Below are 18,889 nucleotides of genomic sequence, written 5' to 3' on the forward strand. Positions count from 1 at the left end.
ACAGATAATTAGGGAGTGATCTCCATGCAGAGTCATTCAAACCCGCCACCTAAAAGTGATGAAGATCTTCAGAAGGTCACAGTTGGTGAGCGTAAACCCCACAACGCGCCCGTTACCCTTCTAGAGTATGATCCAGAGTGGCCTAATCAATTCGATCGAGAGGCTAGCCGAATTCGTTCTGTGCTCGGAAACAAGGTATTGCAACTCGAACATGTTGGCTCAACTTCGATTCCGGGCCTTTGTGCCAAGCCCATCATTGATATCCTACTAGTTGTGATCGATTCCGCTGACGAGACGACTTACGTCCCAAACTTAGAAAAAGCTGGTTACACCCTACGCATTCGGGAACCTGAATGGTTTGAACATCGCTTGTTCAAAGGGCCAGACACAGACATCAACCTGCATGTATTCAGCGAAGGCGCTTCTGAAGTCACTAGAATGTTGCGTTTCCGTGATTGGCTCCGAAGCAACAATGCCGACCGGGATAAGTACGCAAGCGTCAAACGCCACCTTGCTCAACGTCAATGGCGCCACGTGCAACATTATGCTGATGCGAAAAGCGGGATCGTCCAGGAAATCATGGAGCGAGCAAACTCGGTTGAGTAGAACGCTTGAATTCGATATATCATTTCTTTCACAAAGGGTGCAGCTAACATTCCGCTTCACGTTAGCTGTACCCCACCATTGCCTGGTATCCCCTCCTGAAAGGCTAATAGCAGGAACGGTTGTTAACATGCTGTGGCGGTCTGAGTCTTAATAATTCTTATTACATGCTCCGTTCTTTAATCTGTCGCACAAGTTTCTCTTTAAAATATTCAAAAGGAACCCTCTCTGTTTCCGGTTTTCCATACTGTCTAACCGTGACTGTTTCTTCTTTTAATTCGTTGTCACCTAGCACGATCGTGCAAGGGATTTTTTGCATTTGTGCTTTTCTAATTTTGTAACCTAGTTTTTCATCACTTTCATCAATGTTTACCCTTACCCCTACTTGTTTTAGTTCTGATTGTATCGTTAAACAATAGTCTAAGTGAACGTGGGAAACCGGGACAATTTGTACTTGTACCGGCGCAAGCCAAACAGGAAAAGCACCTGCAAAATGTTCGATTAAAATTCCTAAAAAACGGTCAATTGAACCAAATACAGCTCGGTGAATAACAACTGGACGCTTTTTTTCGTTTTGTTTATCTATATAAGTTAAATCAAACTTTTCAGGTAGTTGGAAATCAAGTTGAACCGTGGCGCATTGGTGGCTGCGCTGAATGGCATCTTTTATGTGAATATCAATTTTCGGACCATAAAACGCCCCATCGCCTTCATTGACTTTATAAGCATAATTAAGTTTTTGCAGTACATTCTCTAAAGCAGTTTCAGCCTGCTCCCAAAGGTGTTCACTCCCCATAAAATCATCTGGACGTGTCGATAATTCAATTTCGTACTTAAACCCAAATACTTGGTAGACATGGTCGATTATTTTTAATGCAAGTGTGATTTCCTCTTCAATTTGTTGCGGTGTTACGAAAATGTGGGCATCATCTTGGCAAAATGTACGGACACGCAATAAACCATTCAAGGCACCACTGAATTCATGACGATGCACTTGACCAAACTCTGCCATGCGAATTGGTAAATCTCGGTACGAATGCAGCCCGTTTTTAAAAATGAGCATATGGCCAGGACAATTCATTGGTTTTAGCGCAAATTGTTGCTCATCCACTTGTGTAAAATACATATTCTCTTTGTAATGATCCCAGTGACCAGATTGTTCCCATAGCCGTTGATTCATCATGATCGGCGTGCGAACTTCTTTATAGTCGTATTTGGCTTGAAGATTTCGCAAAAAAGATTCAAGCTCATTTCGGATAATTTGACCATTGGCAAGATAGAAAGGCATTCCTGGAGCTTCTTCTGAGAACATGAACAATTCCAGCTCTTTTCCAAGCTTACGGTGATTTCTCTTTTCAGCTTCCTCTAGAAAGGCAAAATAATCTTGTAACTCATCTTTTGTCGCAAACGCAACACCGTAAATACGTTGAAGCATTTGATTATCGCTATTGCCCCGCCAATATGCACCAGACACTTTCGTTAACTTAAAATGCTTGATTTTGCCTGTTGAAGGTATATGAGGACCACGACATAAATCATAAAAATCACCTTGTTCGTACACAGTCACTGTTTCATCTGGCGGTATATCTTCAAGCAACTCAAGTTTTAAAGGGTCCTGTTTGAACAACTGTTTAGCTTTTTCGCGCGTAACTTCCTTACGTGTTATCTCCATGTCCTCTTTAATGATTTGCTTCATCATCTGTTCAATTCTTAGCAAATCACCGACGGTAATCGGTTGGTCCAACGCAACGTCATAAAAAAATCCATCTCCGATGACAGGACCCACTCCTAAATGAACAGCCGGGTATAATCGCTTTAATGCATGTGCCAATAAGTGGGCTGTTGAATGACGAAGCACTTCTATTCCTTCTTTTGAAGCGACATCATATAAGGAAATATGAGCGTTTTCTGTGATTGGACATGCTAAATCGGAAGGAACACCATTTATACATCCAACAATCGTTTTTTTGTAAAGACTCGGACTAATGGATTGTGCAAGTTCAGCCAGTGTTACACCTTGCGGAAATTGCTTGCTCTTTCCATCTGGAAATTCAATAGCTATTAATGGTTCACTCATAACAAGAAACACTCCTTTTAAAGTAAATAAAATAAAAACACACCCATCCCTCAAGAAGGGACGAGTGCGTTCTACCCGTGGTTCCACCCAATTTCCCATAAGCTAAAAAGAAAAACTTATGGCTTTGGTGCTGTAACGTAGCATAAACGGTATTAGATACTAAGTTCCCCAATACAGCTCAAAGGTGGTAAATTATTTTCCTAAGCTAGGAAGATCACAGCTTACCCTTCCCTCTCTGAAAACCGTAAAAATAATTCCTGTCCTTTTCATCGCTCTTGCTTTGTAATTGTCAAAACACAAAAACGCACTCATCCCCCAAGAAGGGACGAGTGCGTTCTACCCGTGGTTCCACCCAATTTCCCATAAGTAAAAAGAGAACTTACGGCTCTGGTGCTGTAACGTAGCATAGACGGTATTGGGTACTTCATTCTCCAATACAGCTCAAAGGTGGTAAGTTACTCTCCTGCGTTAGGAAGATTTCAGCTCTCCTTCCCTCTCTGGAAACCGTAAAAAGTAACTCATGTCCTTATCAGTGCTTTTAAAAAATCAAACGATAACATTAAATTGTTTTACATGATACAGTAAATGTCTCCTAACCGCAACCCTTCTTTTCGCTTTTTGTAGATCCAATTTAAATAAATTTCAAAATTAATAGGATATTAAAGTTATAACGTTTAAACATCATATCTGTGTCATTTTCTTTTGGTGGTTTCTGCAGTTAGATCTGAAATACATAGTAGGTGTATCAGTTTTTCGTCCTTTAAATAGAAAGTAGGAATGTCCCCGCTTCGTTACTGTATAGGAACTAATATTTCACACAAATGATTATCAATCATTTGTGAAGTATATCTTTCTATAATTGGTTGTTCTCTTATTGATAGATTATTTCTTTCGATCTCAGAAAAAATATTGCCCCAAAATTCACTGACTGCCTCTTTTGTATGGTCAAGCAAAAAAACAGCGTATTTCCCACCAGAAAATTCTCCAATATGAGCTGGTTTTGTCACATTAAAATCTTTATTTATAACAACGCAAACATCATAACGACACTCCTCTTTAGGAGTAATCTCTGGGTTATCTCGCGGTATGCCTAAAATTATAGAATCATTAAACACACCATTTAATTTTGCCCACTTTTTAAAATTCTCCATTAATTTTTTGTTTTGCTTTTCACCATACTCCCCAATATTTCGGAAATAAGCAATCCTGGATTCAGGTAATTCTTTTCATATTTTAATTCTCCTTTCTTAGATAAAGTAATCCGATTTAAAATATTTTTCAAGCTATTTTTTAAAACTATTTCTGATATATTAGTTTAATTAATCCATTAGTCTCTAAACAAAGGCCGTTAGTTGAAAAGGGAAAAGAGATAGTTCACCACCGCCCATAATGACGGACAATAATGAACCGTATTCAAAACATTCGCTTCAAAAAGGAGGTGAAAAAGAGATGGGCCATGAGACCAACCTTCGCAATCCACGGTTAGAATGCGACACAAAACTTCCCCATCACACTCAGTTGCTTTCCCCCTAAACCTTAACTCCATTTTTAACAACACGTTTAAAAATGAAGACTATTTCACTATGCCTAAAGCGCCGTTTTTCCATTTATTGCGGGTACTAGTGGAATTTTCCCTTTGTCTTTTCTATGATAAAACTAAACACCACATGGCGGGAGCGAAGGTGGGATGGATGATGAAAAAAGGCATTTGGATTCCGATCGTTGTCTTGATTGCATTAGGAGGAGGGGTCGCCATGGCGTTCGCACTCAACGGTTCAGACGATATTGCCTTAACAGATGATTTTACGAGTAGCTTTCTTGACCCAGAGGTCGAAACTGATGACGGGTTCCATTATTTTCAATCCGAAAAAAACAACTTTTCCATGTGGTTTCCCGCGGGGTATTATATTGAGGATGATCCTGTTGGTTACAAAAGTAAAGACCATTTTGAATTTCTCAATATCCATGAAGATCAATCACATTCTAACGAAAAAGAGTACTGGGGATTTATTCAATTAAAGTACCGTGGCAATATGATAGAACATGATGCTGAGATACAATTACAAATTCTACTAAAAGACTTTGGGTTTAATGACCAGTATGAAGAACTTCAAACAGAAACTGCAACGATCTATTACGGCTCTTCCTACTATACCTTGGAAGGAAAAAGAGGCGTAACTTACGATCCGGCAACGCACTCTGCTAATCAATATTTTGCGTTGGTTCAAAGCCCTGACCTTAAAGAATTCATGGTTGTTGATTATGAGTTATATTGCAAGGAAGAAGAAACATGTACCATCAACAATGAACAAGAAAGCCGCTTTTTCAATACACTTATTCAAAGCATTCGCTTCCAAAAGTAGGTGAATTTAAATGGCCTTAAGACCATCCTCCCTTTGCTGTTTAAATCCAAACAAACTTCCCTATCACCTGCAGTAGCTTTTCCCCCTAAACCTTGACTCCATTTTTAACAACACGTTTAAAAATCAAGACTATTTCACTATACCTAAAGCGCCGTTTTTCCATTTATTGCGGATACTAGTGGAACTTTTCCTTCTTCTTTTCTATGATAAAATTAAACACCTCATGGCGAGAGTGAAGGTGGGATGGATGATGAAAAAAGGCATTTGGATTCCGATCATTGTCTTGATTGCATTAGGAGGAGGGGTCGCCATGGCGTTCGCACTCAACGGTTCAGACGATATTGCCTTAACAGATGATTTTACGAGTAGCTTTCTTGACACGGAGGTCGAAACTGATGACGGGTTCCATTATTTTCAATCCGAAAAAAACAACTTTTCAATGTGGTTTCCTGCTGGGTATTACATTGAAGATGATCCCGTCCGTTATGAAAGTAAAGACCATTTTGAATTTCTCAATATCTATGAAGAAGAAACTACTACTTCAAAGGACAGAGGGTATACAGGGTACATTCAACTCACGTACGAGAATAACGTGTCAGAACATGAGGCTAAGATACAACTTCAAATTTTACTAGAAGAATTAGGGTTTAATGATCAGTATGAAGAACTTCAAACAGAAAATGCAACGATCTATTACGGCTCTTCCTATTATACTTTGGAAGGAAAAAGAGGCGTGACTTACGATCCGGCAACGCACTCTGCTAATCAATATTTTGCGTTGGTTCAAAGCCCTGACCTTAAAGAATTCATGGTTGTTGATTATGAGTTATATTGCAAGGAAGAAGAAACATGTACCATCAACGATGAACAAGAAAGCCGCTTTTTCAATACACTTATTCAAAGCATTCGCTTCCAAAAGTAGGTGAATTTAAATGGCCTTGAGACCATCCTCCCTTTGCTGTTTAAATCCAAACAAACTCCCTATCACCTGCAGTAGCTTTTCCCCTCTAAACCTTGATTCTATCTTTAACGATATGCTCAAAAATTAAGACTATTTCACTATGCCTAAAGCGCCTTTTTTCCATTTATTGCGGGTACTAGTGGAATTTTCCCTTTGTCTTTTCTATGATAAAACTAAACACCAGGTGGCGTGAGAGTGAAGGTGGGATGGATGATGAAAAAAGGCATTTGGATTCCGATCGTTGTCTTGATTGCATTAGGAGGAGGGGTCGCCATGGCGTTCGCACTCAACGGTTCAGACGATATCGCCTTAACAGATGATTTTACGAGTAGCTTTCTTGACCCAGAGGTCGAAATAGACGAAGGCTTCCATTATTTTCAATCAGAAAAAAACAACTTTTCCATGTGGTTTCCCGCGGGGTATTATCTTTCGGATGACCCAGTTCAATACGAAAGCAAGCGCCATTTTGAGTCTCTGAATATGTATGAAAAGAATGTGAATGAATCTGGGTTTCGAGGGCACATTCAACTAAAATACCGAGACAATATGACAGAGCACAGAGCACATCTACAACTAAATCGACTTTTAGAGGACCTTAGTTACGAACAACAGTATGAACAGCTTCAAACAGATGAAGTAACCATTTACTATGGCTCCTCCTATTTCACACTAAAAGATAAAAAGGGAGTTACGTATGATCCGAACGACCATTTCGCCAATCGCTATTTTGCTTTAGTGCAAAGCAATGACACTGAAGAATTTATTGTCATTACTTACCGCCTCGCATGCAAAGATGGAGTCGCCTGTGAGATCAACAACGACCAAGAAAGCCGCTTTTTTGATACACTTATTCAAAACATTCGCTTCCGAAAGTAGGTGAATTTAAATGGCGTTTGAGGATAATACCCGCAATGCTCTTACCGCTCTCCAGTATGAAAGTGGAAAGCCATTGGATATTGACTCCCTTAAAAAGGTGTTGGATTCTTATAACATTACCGACATCGACTACAACGACATTACGATATATAAAAGCAGTGGCGAAAATATTGACTCCCCTATCGGCAACGAGTCTGGCTTTGACAGTGCTGCGATTCACCACTACAACGAAGAAAAAGACATTAACGACGTTTACTACATTTTTCGTGGTACTGAAGTTGATCTCGATGCACCCGAAGATGTCGTTTACGATGCTTTTGGTGTTGTTGCAGGTGTTTCAGATGAGCAAATCGAGGATGCTCTTGATTTCATTGAAGAAGTTGAAACAAACATAAATACAAACGGTATTAAGCGCTATGGAGATGGCCATTCCCTCGGAGGCCATTTGATTGTTAGTGTCGCTTTAATTGAAAAAAACTTTGATGATGTACGCGGTCTGAATGATGCGCCTGTTAACTTAAAACAACTCGCCTCTTTAGACAGTGATTTTGTTGATTACTTAGAAAGCGCCACAGATGTATTAGACATCTCCGACATACCCGAAGAAGAGCTCGTTCTTCTTGCTCGCGACTTTTATGCCGCTGAAGCGAACACCATTAGCCATACACGCGTGAAAGGGGAGCCTCTTTACGCGCAATCGATTCCGTATACGTTTTATCCAGGGGCAAGCATTCATTACTTAGGAGATATGGAAACGCCTGAGTTTCCCGATGTGCTGACGCCAAGGCTGCCATGGCCTGGATTAACAGAGGTATTTTCCAGACCCCCTATGTTTGGTACGTTTGTTTCTCTAGGGCTTGGCATAAATGCAGATTTAGATCGGGTTGCCTATAACGCCAATATCAATCATCTTTTGCAATTTATCACGATCATTGGCGAGGAAATGACGGTTGCCGAGCTTTCAGAATTAATCGGCAAAGCTAAAGACAATCCGTGGGCAGCGCTTTCAGACATGCCTGAATCTGTAAATGAACGCCTGAAAGAGGAGGTAGGGCTTGGCCATATCGTCGGCGGGTTATGGGCCTTAAAAAATACAGCCGTCTATGAAAAAGTGCTTGCTGTAATCAATGCCAAGGAGCAATTTGATTTGCATAGCATCGGGACATTAATTGAACTGTATGACCAGCCTGGCCAACAACCGGTCACGTACCGGCTTGAGCCTGGGACAGGTACACACATTCTCGTTGATGAAGACAGTCTTGTTAACGCGTTGCAAGCCATGGAAGGGGCACTGGAACAAAAGCGCGAGGCTCTTGGCCTTCTTTACCACTACCGTAATATGGAACTTCATGAACGGATGTTCGAACAACGGGAACGGGTCGAAGGCATGATGAGCAACAAAGAAGCGAATTGGCGCGCGTTTTTGCAAGAAGCAGGCCATACGTATTCCAAGGATGCCATCCGCAAGCCAACAGGGGTGACTTTCCGCAAGGAGTTTGATCCTGTTCCCGCCAGTGCGGTTGAACAAATCGACGGAATCATTGAGATGTATGAGTTGGATATGCGCGAGCTAGAACAATTGGTGCTTGACTACAAAGAAAATTTGCGTGGATTGTTTGCGGCTGATGAAGCATTGGCTCAATCAATTAAGTAAGGGGGAATATCGTTGTTTGATTGGCTAAATCCGAATGTGGGTACCTACCGCTTTCCTTTTAATCAAAGCGGCTTTGAAGAAGATGTGCGGCGACAGCCTAACCGGGCCCAAGAACAAATGGAGACAGGCACCGACCAACTCACCCATGCGTTAACTTGCCTTGAAGGGCAAGAAGGCAAGTTTGCGGATCGTTTGAGGGAATGCCTCGAATTCCAGATTTCCTCTGAGCAAACAAAAGGGTTGTTTGTTCGCAATGCCATTTTCCTCCATACCGCAACGTTAGGGAACACTGTCGCTGATTACCATAAACAAAAGTACGACATTCATACAGAAATGGACCAAGACGCGCTGGACCGGCTTACTGAGCGTTTGTCAAATAGAGGGCCTGGCCTTTTGTGAAAAGGAATGGTGCAGAAAAATGTGCGCTGTTCCTTTTCACTTTGTCTTTAGGCTACTGCCTCATCCCGTCAAGTTGCTTTTTCATGCAGCCTATCCTACTTACATTTCTAAACTGGCCCCTGCTCCTTCACAGAGGCAAGCAAGAAGCCACAGGGCCTATTACTCCTACCAAAAGCGAACATCACCTCTATTAAGAAAGAGGAACAACAACGCTAGTCCCCCCTTCAACTCACCTGAATAATAAATAAGACAAACCTTTTTATAGAAATGAAATGAAAATATTGTATTATTTTAATAAAAGGAGGGTCGTTATGCATTGGAAAATTAGCGCTCTTTTAGCAGTAGTATTTTTTATGTCTATGTCTGGGTGTTCAAATGGTGAGGAGTTGTTAATCGGTTCTTACCAAAGTGATGATCAAATCGTTTTTAACGAGGAGAAGACAATCAAAGACCCAGACACAATTAATGAGTTTAAGGCCATTATTCATGAGTCGGCTATTAGCGAAGAGCCGGCCTCTACAGAGGGATATCCTGATAGTGTTATTCACATAAATAACGGGGATAACTCGACGATGGTGATGTTGGTTTATCTTTGGTTTGACAATAATTCTACTATTACTTTTCGTCGGGGTATTGAAGAAGATCAGTATTATTCAGTCTCTGAAAAGGACTCGGAGCGCATAAAGGAATTATTGCATCTAGACGAGGCTGAGTAAAATTTGTTGTGTATCAGAATCATAGAAGCTATTAAGCATTCCCACTGTTTTATTGACCTACCTTTTGCTTTTATTCAGTCAAACAGAGAGGATTCATCTTCAATGAACCAATTGAACGACTTGTATGAACCAAACTGGGAAAACACTGCTAACAAATTGATGGAGTATCATGTTGAAGCGTTGTTTGTTCACGATCAACATTCACGGCTGTTGACAATAAACGAAAACTTGGGGCCAACCGTTCCCGCTCCTGCATTTTTCTTAGGCCGAACGATTGACGGTAAGGCCGTTTGCCGATTTCGCTATGATGTAGCAGACAAGACTGCTACGCGTTTACAAGAGTTATCTTTAGAAGAGCCTTCCATAAGCGAGTTCCCCGCAAAGCCAAAGTACTTTGCAGAATACATGGCTCTCCTTCATGGGCAACAATATACAATGGGACCGTGCTATTTTGTCCCTAGAAAAGTCACTCCCTCACTGCAAGTCAAAAGCCTTACCCGGGAAAATGCTGCTAACTGGTTGCCACATGACTTTGAGTGGCTTATCCGAGAATTAGATGTGTCTCAGCCTTGCGTTGCCCTTGTCCATCAAAATAGAGCCGTTTCCATCTGCCGAAGCGTTCGTATTACCAATTTCGCGCATGAAGCGGGAATCGAAACATTAAAGGAATATCGCGGAAATGGGTTTGCGCCTGCCGTTGTTGCTGCCTGGGCGATCGCTGTACGGAAGTTGGGTTGTTTGCCATTATATAGCACGTTAGCGGAAAACCATTCCTCTCAAAGCGTTGCAAGTAAATTAGGTTTAGCCTACTATGGAAGTAATTTTACGATTGCTTGATTTAATGGGAATCTGTTGTATGTAGCTTTGTACGCGGGCAAAACGTGCCTCGTTTCTTTTTACCTATTCCACGCACCGGGCAGAATGGCCTCTATGTTGAAAGGATTTGATCGAATGCATGAACGTTATATGAGATTAGCACTAGACAACGCTAAAGCAATGAAGGGGCAAACAGACCCAAATCCTCTTGTCGGCTGCGTGCTTGTAAAAGAAGGACGGATTATTGGCGTGGGCGCCCATTTGAAAGCTGGGGAAGCCCATGCAGAAATAAACGCGTTGCGCATGGCTGGCTCTGAAGCGAAAGGCAGCACCGCTTATGTTACGCTGGAGCCTTGTTCCCATACAGGGAGAACAGGGCCGTGCGCTGTGGCGTTAGTGGAAGCCGGCGTCAAGGAAGTGATTATTGCTACCCTTGACCCAAATCCCTTGGTCTCTGGTAATGGCGTTCGTATCCTTGAAGAAGGCGGCGTCCATGTTCAAACCGGCATCTTGGAAAAAGAAGCGGTGCAGTTAAATGACGTGTTTAATTACTCGATTGTCAATCGTATGCCATATGTGACGCTAAAAGCAGCTGTCTCGCTCGATGGAAAGATTGCCGCAAAATCGGGCGACAGCAAATGGATTACTTCCAGTGAGGCGCGCCAAGATGTCCACCGCCTGCGTTCGGAAAACCAAGCGATTATCGTTGGCGTTGACACTGTTTTAAAGGACAACCCTTCGTTGACGGCGCGAATCGCCAATGGGCGCAACCCGATCCGAGTGATTGTTGATTCCCATTTGCGCACGCCTGTCGATGCAATTGTAACGACAGATGGCCTTGCCCCGACATGGATTTTCACGGCAGCGGAACCGAGGCATTTGCCAGAGAAGCAGGAGCGGCTGGAAAAGGCTGGCGTCCGCCTTGTACAAACGAGCGGGACAACGAAAGTCGATCTCAAGGAAATGATGGCGTATTTGTACAGAGAGTCGATTTCCTCTGCCCTTCTCGAAGCAGGGGGAACGTTGAATGCCGCTTTTCTTGAAGCCCAGCTTGTGCAAAAACTAATCGTCTATGTGGCGCCAAAGCTCATTGGCGGCGCCTTGGCGCCAACCTTTTTAGAAGGAAGCGGCATTGACAAAATGGCTGATGCCTTGCCGCTTGCTTTCAGTGAAGCCATGCAAATCGGACCAGACGTAAAACTGACTGCCTATGTCGTTTCAGATAAGGCGGCGAACTAGCTGTTCAAATTACGCAGCGGTTAGGAGAGACCTTTTAGCCGCTGCCAATTGTATAAAGTGGCACCGTATTAGCCACTTTAATTTGGTAAATCAATCACACTACCGTTAATATAGCCTAAGAAATTTCCTTTTGAATATCAAATGAATCATTTGCAAACTCCATTAACCTCTCCATCAACATCATAGGTGGTAAGAGTAGCATCAATCACCTTCCATATTAACAACAGCAACAACATCTAAATCGCGATCACTTGTAAAGGAAGCGTGTACATATACACTTGAACTACTTTCTATGGAAAAACTCGCCAAATAAAATGTTTCTCCCCCCATATTATATTGCATAACTTGCAAATCCTCGATATTTCCATCTGGTAAAACATCTTGAATTGCTGAGTGACCTTCAAGTTCAGACCGAAAAGAATTCTTATCTGAAACCTCCTCAATTCCTAAATCGAGCCCTACATTATCAAGAAACTGAACAAATTCTCCTCTTTCAATCGGTTGATAGGCTTGAAAATCCAACAAATTCATTGTTACAGGTCCAGCAATTCCATCCACTCGTTGCTCTGTTGCTTCTTGGAATGCCTCAACAGCAGATTTTGTAGCTGGGCCAAACGATCCATCGACTTCTATTGAAATATCAGCTCTATCCTGCTCATTTAATTGATTTTGAATTCAACGAATTAAACTTCCTGTATCGCTATTTTCCTGTGGCTTATTAGTGATCAAATAGCCAAACAACAGAGCCTTTTAGTGAAAATTCCCCGTGTCATATGACAAATTTTCTGTTTCCTCAGGACGAAGATGGGAAAAATAAGAAAATAAAAAGGTACAATTATCTATGTTATTAAAGGCACAAATTCGATTATTTTATAAGCGCAAATAAAACAACACTAAAGAATCAGCTCTTAAGGACTACTTATTGAGTCATTTAACCATTTATTCCATTTTTAATTAATAAAACGGGCGACTAGTCGTGTCGTTCTTCAGAACCCTTGACGTGTTTTTGGAAGCGAATTAAATTGAAAATAGATTGCTATTTTCATAAATAAACGCTTTTAGCAAGAACGGTTCCGAGAAGATTGGTTTTATTTCATTAGACAAACAGGAAAAGCGAATTGCTGCCGAATTTCTTATGAATAGAACAGCTACGTTTTCCCAGGATCGTTCGCTATTGAGATATACCAAACAGCCAACAATTGCTTTACAAATGGTCATGAATGGAAGTGGAGAAGGCAAAAACAGATTGGCGAAATTTTGCGACAAAAAAAGTTTTTCGCCGAACAAGGCGATGCTTATGCGGCATCGGATATTTCTAATCTGGAAAGGAGGCTTCCTGTTGTGGAAGGGGCCAATCCTGATTTACTGGATGCCAGAGCAGGGTATTTGCCAAAAGCGGCTTTGCCCTATCTAGGAAAACATATTATCCTGTTCGTTCTTGTTTCCAAAGTGAGCACGGCAATATTAATTGTTAAAAAGATTTTCAATAATAGAAAGGGCCCTCTTTTACTACTGACTTCTATATCTTGTGCTGCTGGGCTAGTTCCTTTGAACACTCATGCGGGTAAGCGGTTTGGCAATGTGCACTTTCCGTTCGATTTAATTCATTTAATGGATAGTGCTGTCTCTGTCTGGTTTAAGGGTGACTTCACATGCATACTAGAACATAAAAGCATGCGGCAACACTGCAAAAATGAATGAACACAGAGATCAATTTTTGGCAAACATGTCAGAGGAATTTAAGAATCCGCTCCATGGCATCCTTAACATGTCCCACTCTGTTTTAAAGAGAGAACGGCATATGTTACAGGAAAGAAGCATTGAAGAGCTTGAAACCGTTTTGTCGATCGGACATCGGCTGACATTGCGTTTGAATGATTTGATTGACATGATGAGCCTGCAAGAAGGATCCCTACGTCTACAGAAAAAAGCGGTATCGATTCAACCTATTGTCACTGGAGTCCTTGACATGCTGCAATACAGCACAGAAGTCAAGCGTATTAAAATGGTTAATCAAATCGCCAAAGACTTTCCACCCGTCATCGCGGATGAAAGTCGACTCGTTCAAATTGTTTACAATTTATTGCATAATGCAGTCAAGTATACAGACGAAGGAATTATTTCCGTCCGAGCTTTTACGGAAAAACGAAAATGCTTTTATTGTGATTTCCGATACAGGAATTGGTATGGACGAGGACATCCTTAAGCGCCTCTTTCGTCCGTACGAGCAAGCAAATGCAAACGAAACCATGATTGAAGGAGGGTTTGGACTAGGGTTAAGTATAAGTAAGCAATTAGTTGAGCTTCACGGAGGCACATTAGAGGTATCCTCTGCTGTAGGAGAAGGCTCAACATTTACACTTTCATTAAAAATAGCTGAATTGAGAAATGAGCAAGACAAGAGTGTCGATCCCGCATTCGAGCAGTCGTCGTCAGTCGTACCACCCCTAGAAAAGAAGCCACTTTATATGAAAGAAGTCGAAGCCCAGTTAGCTACGACACAAACTAGCTTAAGCGAATTAAGCCATGCCCGCCCCCGTATATTAATGGTTGATGACGATCCAGCCCATCTTCAATTACTTGAAGGGATACTATCACCAGAAGATTATGATGTAACCATGGTAACAAGCGGCAAAGAGGCGTTGGCTATGTTAGATGCCCAGGAGTGGGATCTCGTTATCTCAGATACGATGATGCCGCAGCTGTCTGGTTACGAGCTAACCCGATTGATTCGTAAGCGGTTCACACTGATTGAGCTTCCTGTGTTGCTCCTTACATCTAGAAGCCAATCGAAAGATATTCAAACTGGCTTCTTGGCCGGGGCCAACGATTATGTGACAAAACCAGTCAAAGCGCTAGAATTAAGGGCACGGATTGAGGCGCTAACGACGATCAAACAAATGGTTCAAGAACAATTGCGGTTGGAAGCGGCATGGCTGCAAGCACAAATTCAACCACACTTTTTGTTCAATGCCTTAAATGCAGTAGCCGCTTTAAGTGAAACCGCCCTCGATAAAATGCATGATTTGCTACAGGAATTTAGCGACTTTTTGCGCGCCAAATTCCAATTTCAAAATATGGACGAACTCGTTCCCATTGAGGAAGAGCTTAGCCTGGTGCGCTCCTATCTCTACATTGAAAAAGTCCGGTTTGAAGAGAGGCTGGAAATTGATTGGCAAGTAGAAGACAGCGACATAAAAGTCCCGTTTCTTTCCATTCAACCTTTAGTGGAAAATGCGATTAGGCACGGCATTATGAAACGCCCTCATGGCGGAAAGGTCCTTATTCAAGTTTCTAACAATAAAACGCATGCCGTCGTATCAGTCGAAGATGACGGAGTCGGAATGGACGACGTTCAACAGCAACGCATTTTAGAGAGAAAAGCCGCTAGCCGGTCAGGGGTTGGATTAATTAATACAGACCAGCGGTTAAAACGGCACTTTGGCACAGGGCTTCAAATTGAAAGTGAAAAAGGCAAAGGAACAAAGATATCGTTTCATGTAAAGCACAGAAATCGGTCAAAATAGACTTCACCATACGAGCGAGCATGGCGGTAAAGGTCCGCCATGCTTTTATTAGTTGTTTTTTGTAGGGGAATTAACAAAATGAAAACAGTACGCTAAGGTCAAGACTGTGTCAATGTGACGCTCCGCTTCCTGCCTAGTCCCATTCTAAACGGAACACAAACACGTATTCACACGCTTCGATGGTTTCCGCCAACCCGTCTTCAGTGCTTGCTGTACTAGGCACCTCCTCGTCACAAGAAAACGTGACAAGGCTTTGTCCTTTTTCGTTAAAATCAAGCGTCCCACTTGCTATGCTTACTACCTCCCCTTCTTCCAATTTTGGCAACTCGATCGGCTGCCTGCTTTTCATTGAGCCTCCTTCTTGGAAAAGGACGAGGCCGGCTTCATACAGCGCTGTTTCGTCTTCGTTTTCATAAGAATTTGGGCTGTCTATCGTTATCACCATTTCTTCCCAATCTGCAAACAATGTTTCGCCTTCGTCTGCATTCATCCTATATATTTCTTGCGACCATTCATTGGAGAACTGGCCGTTTTCATATACATCGAGCTGAAATGAAAATGTTTTCTCTGGTGGTTCGAAACGAGAAACATCATACACAAATGAATGGCTGTTGCCGACTTGCAAATAACGTTGTTCGATTTCAGAAAGTTGTTTAGGCTCCAACACATTCGCCTCCGCTTGGCTGCAAGCTGTTACCAACAGGGCAGATAGCAATAAAACGGCTTGTTTCTTTATCATAAGGACATCTCCTTTTGCCAACTTCGTTTTTTGTTTTTTTAAGGGATCATTTGGGTATATTCTCCACTCTCTGCAAACAGAGAAGCGCATCAATCACTCCATTCTGTTATGTTCGTATAACCAAATGATAGGAACAGTTGGCTTGCCCCCCAGCCTGCACCTACACCGACACCAATCAGCACCACGACAATTAGCAGCCGCAGCCATAATTGCATTTGCCAAGAAGTGTTTATACGAAAAAGTGCCCAGCATAAAGCCAACACAAAAGGAAACAGGGCAATCATCAAGAAATAGTACGTCGAAACAGGAGGATTGTCGGTAGCCATTTCCCAAAAAGGCTCTTCATCATAGACGTTCGCGAACGGATAAGAGGCAGTCATTTCTCGCAAATGGTCACTGATTTTTGCTGCTTCGGTTTTGATTGGATACACAATCTCCTCTTCCGTAAACGTATCTATTTTTACATCTAGTTGAGCTGCTAAAGATGCAGGGATTAAGAACGAATAACTGCCTAAACGTTGAAAATCTTTTTTGGCTGTGCCCATCACACGAAAATCAAAATCACCCCCGTCGGCTAACGTTCTCTCGCCATTGGCGGTTTCCTCTTCCCACGACATTAACTTGACTGTCTCATCAATCATATACGCGTGGCTTAGGTCGCTGCCAATAATGACGGCTCCATTGCTGGCCTTCATGTCGTCTACTGACAGCAACGGTGTCACGTCCAGCAGCGACAAAACCATTTCCCAGTGCTGATCTGGAACGGCTAACAAGTCTACATAGATTTCCGAATAACTTGTTTCGCTTTCCTCGGCAATCAGATAATTGCCTTGTTTCGTTAACGTCACAAACGAAAAACCATCGGCGCTTAGCTGTTCCAGAAACTGGTCAGCCTGCTTCTTAGGCGCTTGCAAGTGGACAAACGGCCATATGTGCTCTTCCTCAGCAGTCCAACCATAAAGCGCTTCCCGTTCCTGCTGCAGCTTGTCGATCTGTTCGGTCAGTTGCTGATAAGGTGAAATGGCAAGAAAAGCCATTGCTGCTGATAAAGCGACTACCACAAACCCTGTTTTTGCTGGATACGGTATATGCCGGTTTGGTTTAGGATCACCTAACGCACGAGCGATGAGCATGCTTCTTCCAAGCACTACGGCCAAAAGTAGAAGAAGAGCCATTGCCAGCAAAGTAAAGCGAAGGGACACCGGGATATAAGCCAATTGAGCAACCCCTATATAAAGTGATAACCGCGTCGCCAAGTCTTCTGCTAAAGCAAAGCCAAACAGATGGAATGCCGTTAGCGCCAAAAGCGTAGAGAAGACAGCTAAAATGACCGCTAGCACACCACTCGTAACGACCAATTGCCAATTTAGCCTTTTAGGAGAGTGCCCTAAATAAACAACTGTTCGTGCCACTGTTCGAAGCGCTAAGCCTAAACGTTTCATCGTTATGAGCCAAAACGCAATAAACATCGCTGCCGCGCCAATAAGCAAACTATAGCCAGCAAATTGTAGTTGTTGGAAAGAAGCAGCCGTTAGCCCTTCGATGTAAAATAAACCGGATTGCGTGTCAATATTTTGCTGGACGGTCTTGCCAGTACGCGCTTCGAGATCACTTCTTACTTTAGTCTTATCGTCCGTATTTGCCCGAATGTAAATGTCGGCAGTTTCATCGATGTCTCCAACTAATAACGCCTCTTCCGACATCCCGTAAAACAGGCTGACAAAGATGTAGAAATGATTGTTGCCGTCGCTGTCGATCAATTCAACTTTGTCTCCGTATTGGATGTCTGGAAAATGGACGGAAACAAAATCGTGCTCTAGCGCAATTTCTCCCTTTTGAACAGGTGAACGATTAGTAAAATAATAAGGGCCCGATTCTACAAACTTTGGCTGATCAAACATCAATATTTCTATCGTTTCTCCAGTAACTGTTTGCCAATCTGTAGTTGTCATGCTCCTCCACGTTTCATGGACTTCTGGCAAAGCACCGACTTGGTCCATTGTTTCTGGAGAAGCTTGCTTAATCGAAAAGTCGTATGTATAGCCAAGTTGCAATGCTTCGTTTTGCTTATAATTGGCATTTATTTGTTGTAGCATTAAAAATAGACAGATGAAAGCGGCACATGCAAACATCGCCCCCATCAATGGGAAAAGCAGTGTTGTTTGATGATGCTTTATGTTAAGCCAAATCACTTTCCAAAGCCTATGTATTAGCATTTGTTGCCTCCCCATTCACGAATAGCGCCATTATCCAGCTCCACGATATGAGGAGCCCACAGTGCCTCTTCATACGAACTCGTCGCAAATAAAATCGTTTGCTGACGTTTTCTCGCCCATTGCTGAAGTTTTTGGAACAACTCCAAGTCAATTGGGGCATCTACTAAAAAGACAGCTGGCTCACCAGCAGCCGCCCGGGCAAGGCGAACTGCCTGACAATCATAATGCCCCAACTCTTTAGTAGGAAACGCCAATAACGGCTCAACGCCAAAATGGCCAGCAACTTCTTTAAGCCAAACTTTGTTGCGCTTTTTTTGTTGCAACGCAGCTAAAAAAGCGATGTTTTCTTGTACGGTTAATTCAGCGAACAATGGTGCTTCCTCGCTATAGACGCCCATTTCTTCACGGCGCATGAGGGCTTTTTCTTCCGTGCTGCAATTCGTTAAGTTGTATGTTCCTACGACTGCTTCTCCTTCGTCTAGCTCTAAAAGGCCGGCAATGATTGCCAACAGCGTCGACTTTCCTGCGCCTTGGCCGCCATAAATCGCCAAACATTCGCCTCGTCCCACACGCAAGGATAGGTTTTTAAGTACTTGACGGCGTCTGTTCCCCCGTCCAAATCCAACTTTCACTTTCTCCAGCTCAATATGCTTCAACTGGCGGCCTCCTCTCCACTTCTCTATTTTGCCATGAAAAAAGCCGT

General features: G+C 42.5%; 15 protein-coding genes, 2 pseudogenes and 2 other annotated features. Of the genes and pseudogenes, 10 read left to right on the plus strand and 7 right to left on the minus strand.

From position 1 onward, the window contains the following. The first annotated feature begins 24 nt into the window (after window positions 1-24). Window positions 25-606 (plus strand): GrpB family protein, encoded by a 582-nt coding sequence (locus V5G21_RS08460; RefSeq protein WP_041824210.1) that lies wholly within the window; start codon window positions 25-27, stop codon window positions 604-606. A 160-nt stretch (window positions 607-766) separates the two neighbouring features. On the opposite strand, the gene thrS is transcribed toward V5G21_RS08460, so the two are convergent. Together thrS and V5G21_RS08470 are read right to left on the minus strand one after the other, a co-directional pair. Further along, on the minus strand, window positions 767-2,680 hold the full coding sequence (thrS, locus tag V5G21_RS08465) for a threonine--tRNA ligase (RefSeq protein ID WP_011248812.1): 1,914 nt from the start codon (window positions 2,678-2,680) through the stop codon (window positions 767-769). A 53-nt stretch (window positions 2,681-2,733) separates the two neighbouring features. Beyond that, window positions 2,734-2,959 (minus strand) — a binding site (T-box leader). 39 nt (window positions 2,960-2,998) lie between these two features. Further along, window positions 2,999-3,222, minus strand: a binding site (T-box leader). A gap of 249 nt (window positions 3,223-3,471) precedes the next feature. Further along, window positions 3,472-3,885 (minus strand): AraC family transcriptional regulator, encoded by a 414-nt coding sequence (locus V5G21_RS08470; RefSeq protein WP_338465518.1) that lies wholly within the window; start codon window positions 3,883-3,885, stop codon window positions 3,472-3,474. Between the two features lie 489 nt (window positions 3,886-4,374). On the opposite strand from V5G21_RS08470, the gene V5G21_RS08475 reads away from it, so the two are divergent. The 8 genes from V5G21_RS08475 to ribD all read left to right on the plus strand — a co-directional run bounded on the left by V5G21_RS08475 (window position 4,375) and on the right by ribD (window position 11,704). Then, window positions 4,375-5,043 (plus strand): hypothetical protein, encoded by a 669-nt coding sequence (locus V5G21_RS08475; RefSeq protein WP_338465465.1) that lies wholly within the window; start codon window positions 4,375-4,377, stop codon window positions 5,041-5,043. A 250-nt stretch (window positions 5,044-5,293) separates the two neighbouring features. Then, a complete protein-coding gene (locus tag V5G21_RS08480) occupies window positions 5,294-5,965 on the plus strand; it encodes a hypothetical protein (RefSeq protein WP_257008474.1) in 672 nt (223 codons plus the stop codon). A 252-nt stretch (window positions 5,966-6,217) separates the two neighbouring features. Continuing rightward, the gene (locus V5G21_RS08485; protein WP_035205797.1) at window positions 6,218-6,880 is read left to right on the plus strand and encodes a hypothetical protein; all 663 of its coding nucleotides are present in this window, start codon (window positions 6,218-6,220) and stop codon (window positions 6,878-6,880) included. Between the two features lie 10 nt (window positions 6,881-6,890). Then, window positions 6,891-8,534 (plus strand): DUF6792 domain-containing protein, encoded by a 1,644-nt coding sequence (locus V5G21_RS08490; protein WP_338465466.1) that lies wholly within the window; start codon window positions 6,891-6,893, stop codon window positions 8,532-8,534. 12 nt (window positions 8,535-8,546) lie between these two features. Then, entirely contained in the window at window positions 8,547-8,933 is a 387-nt protein-coding gene (locus V5G21_RS08495) for a hypothetical protein (RefSeq protein WP_338465467.1), read from the plus strand. 311 nt (window positions 8,934-9,244) lie between these two features. Then, the gene (locus V5G21_RS08500) at window positions 9,245-9,649 is read left to right on the plus strand and encodes a hypothetical protein (protein WP_011248819.1); all 405 of its coding nucleotides are present in this window, start codon (window positions 9,245-9,247) and stop codon (window positions 9,647-9,649) included. Between the two features lie 102 nt (window positions 9,650-9,751). Then, window positions 9,752-10,486, plus strand: coding sequence for a GNAT family N-acetyltransferase (locus V5G21_RS08505; protein ID WP_338465468.1), 735 nt, complete (start codon window positions 9,752-9,754; stop codon window positions 10,484-10,486). A 114-nt stretch (window positions 10,487-10,600) separates the two neighbouring features. Next, window positions 10,601-11,704 (plus strand): bifunctional diaminohydroxyphosphoribosylaminopyrimidine deaminase/5-amino-6-(5-phosphoribosylamino)uracil reductase RibD, encoded by a 1,104-nt coding sequence (gene ribD / locus V5G21_RS08510; RefSeq protein ID WP_422397419.1) that lies wholly within the window; start codon window positions 10,601-10,603, stop codon window positions 11,702-11,704. A gap of 201 nt (window positions 11,705-11,905) precedes the next feature. On the opposite strand, the gene V5G21_RS08515 is transcribed toward ribD, so the two are convergent. After that, on the minus strand, window positions 11,906-12,262 hold the full coding sequence (locus V5G21_RS08515; protein WP_338465470.1) for a hypothetical protein: 357 nt from the start codon (window positions 12,260-12,262) through the stop codon (window positions 11,906-11,908). 21 nt (window positions 12,263-12,283) lie between these two features. After that, a pseudogene (locus V5G21_RS08520) lies at window positions 12,284-12,379 on the minus strand (peptidoglycan-binding domain-containing protein); the annotation flags it as partial. Between the two features lie 765 nt (window positions 12,380-13,144). On the opposite strand from V5G21_RS08520, the pseudogene V5G21_RS21425 reads away from it, so the two are divergent. Next, window positions 13,145-15,231: pseudogene (locus V5G21_RS21425) on the plus strand (ATP-binding protein); the annotation flags it as partial. A 133-nt stretch (window positions 15,232-15,364) separates the two neighbouring features. Here the strand turns inward: V5G21_RS21425 and V5G21_RS08540 are convergent. From V5G21_RS08540 to V5G21_RS08550, 3 genes are all read right to left on the minus strand, one after another. Next, window positions 15,365-15,970, minus strand: a complete 606-nt coding sequence (locus V5G21_RS08540; RefSeq protein ID WP_035205794.1) for a hypothetical protein — start codon at window positions 15,968-15,970, stop codon at window positions 15,365-15,367. 89 nt (window positions 15,971-16,059) lie between these two features. Continuing rightward, window positions 16,060-18,186 carry a hypothetical protein gene (locus V5G21_RS08545; RefSeq protein WP_011248826.1) on the minus strand — a complete coding sequence of 709 codons (2,127 nt, stop codon included), beginning with the start codon at window positions 18,184-18,186 and terminating at the stop codon, window positions 16,060-16,062. Further along, a complete protein-coding gene (locus tag V5G21_RS08550) occupies window positions 18,180-18,842 on the minus strand; it encodes an ATP-binding cassette domain-containing protein (protein WP_035205792.1) in 663 nt (220 codons plus the stop codon). The genes V5G21_RS08545 and V5G21_RS08550 overlap by 7 nt, the downstream gene beginning before the upstream one ends. Window positions 18,843-18,889: the final 47 nt, after the last annotated feature.

Source organism: Shouchella rhizosphaerae (assembly GCF_036700015.1).
GTDB classification, from domain to species: Bacteria; Bacillota; Bacilli; order Bacillales; family Bacillaceae_D; genus Shouchella; species Shouchella rhizosphaerae.

Bases quoted from the DNA above. Each gene is read 5' to 3' on its own strand.
- V5G21_RS08460 (WP_041824210.1), top strand. From the start codon at position 25: ATGCAGAGTCATTCAAACCCGCCACCTAAAAGTGATGAAGATCTTCAG.
- thrS (WP_011248812.1), bottom strand. From the start codon at position 2,680: ATGAGTGAACCATTAATAGCTATTGAATTTCCAGATGGAAAGAGCAAG.
- V5G21_RS08475 (WP_338465465.1), top strand. From the start codon at position 4,375: ATGAAAAAAGGCATTTGGATTCCGATCGTTGTCTTGATTGCATTAGGA.
- V5G21_RS08480 (WP_257008474.1), top strand. From the start codon at position 5,294: ATGAAAAAAGGCATTTGGATTCCGATCATTGTCTTGATTGCATTAGGA.
- V5G21_RS08485 (WP_035205797.1), top strand. From the start codon at position 6,218: ATGAAAAAAGGCATTTGGATTCCGATCGTTGTCTTGATTGCATTAGGA.
- V5G21_RS08490 (WP_338465466.1), top strand. From the start codon at position 6,891: ATGGCGTTTGAGGATAATACCCGCAATGCTCTTACCGCTCTCCAGTAT.
- V5G21_RS08500 (WP_011248819.1), top strand. From the start codon at position 9,245: ATGCATTGGAAAATTAGCGCTCTTTTAGCAGTAGTATTTTTTATGTCT.
- V5G21_RS08505 (WP_338465468.1), top strand. From the start codon at position 9,752: ATGAACCAATTGAACGACTTGTATGAACCAAACTGGGAAAACACTGCT.
- ribD (WP_422397419.1), top strand. From the start codon at position 10,601: ATGCATGAACGTTATATGAGATTAGCACTAGACAACGCTAAAGCAATG.
- V5G21_RS08540 (WP_035205794.1), bottom strand. From the start codon at position 15,970: ATGATAAAGAAACAAGCCGTTTTATTGCTATCTGCCCTGTTGGTAACA.
- V5G21_RS08545 (WP_011248826.1), bottom strand. From the start codon at position 18,186: ATGCTAATACATAGGCTTTGGAAAGTGATTTGGCTTAACATAAAGCAT.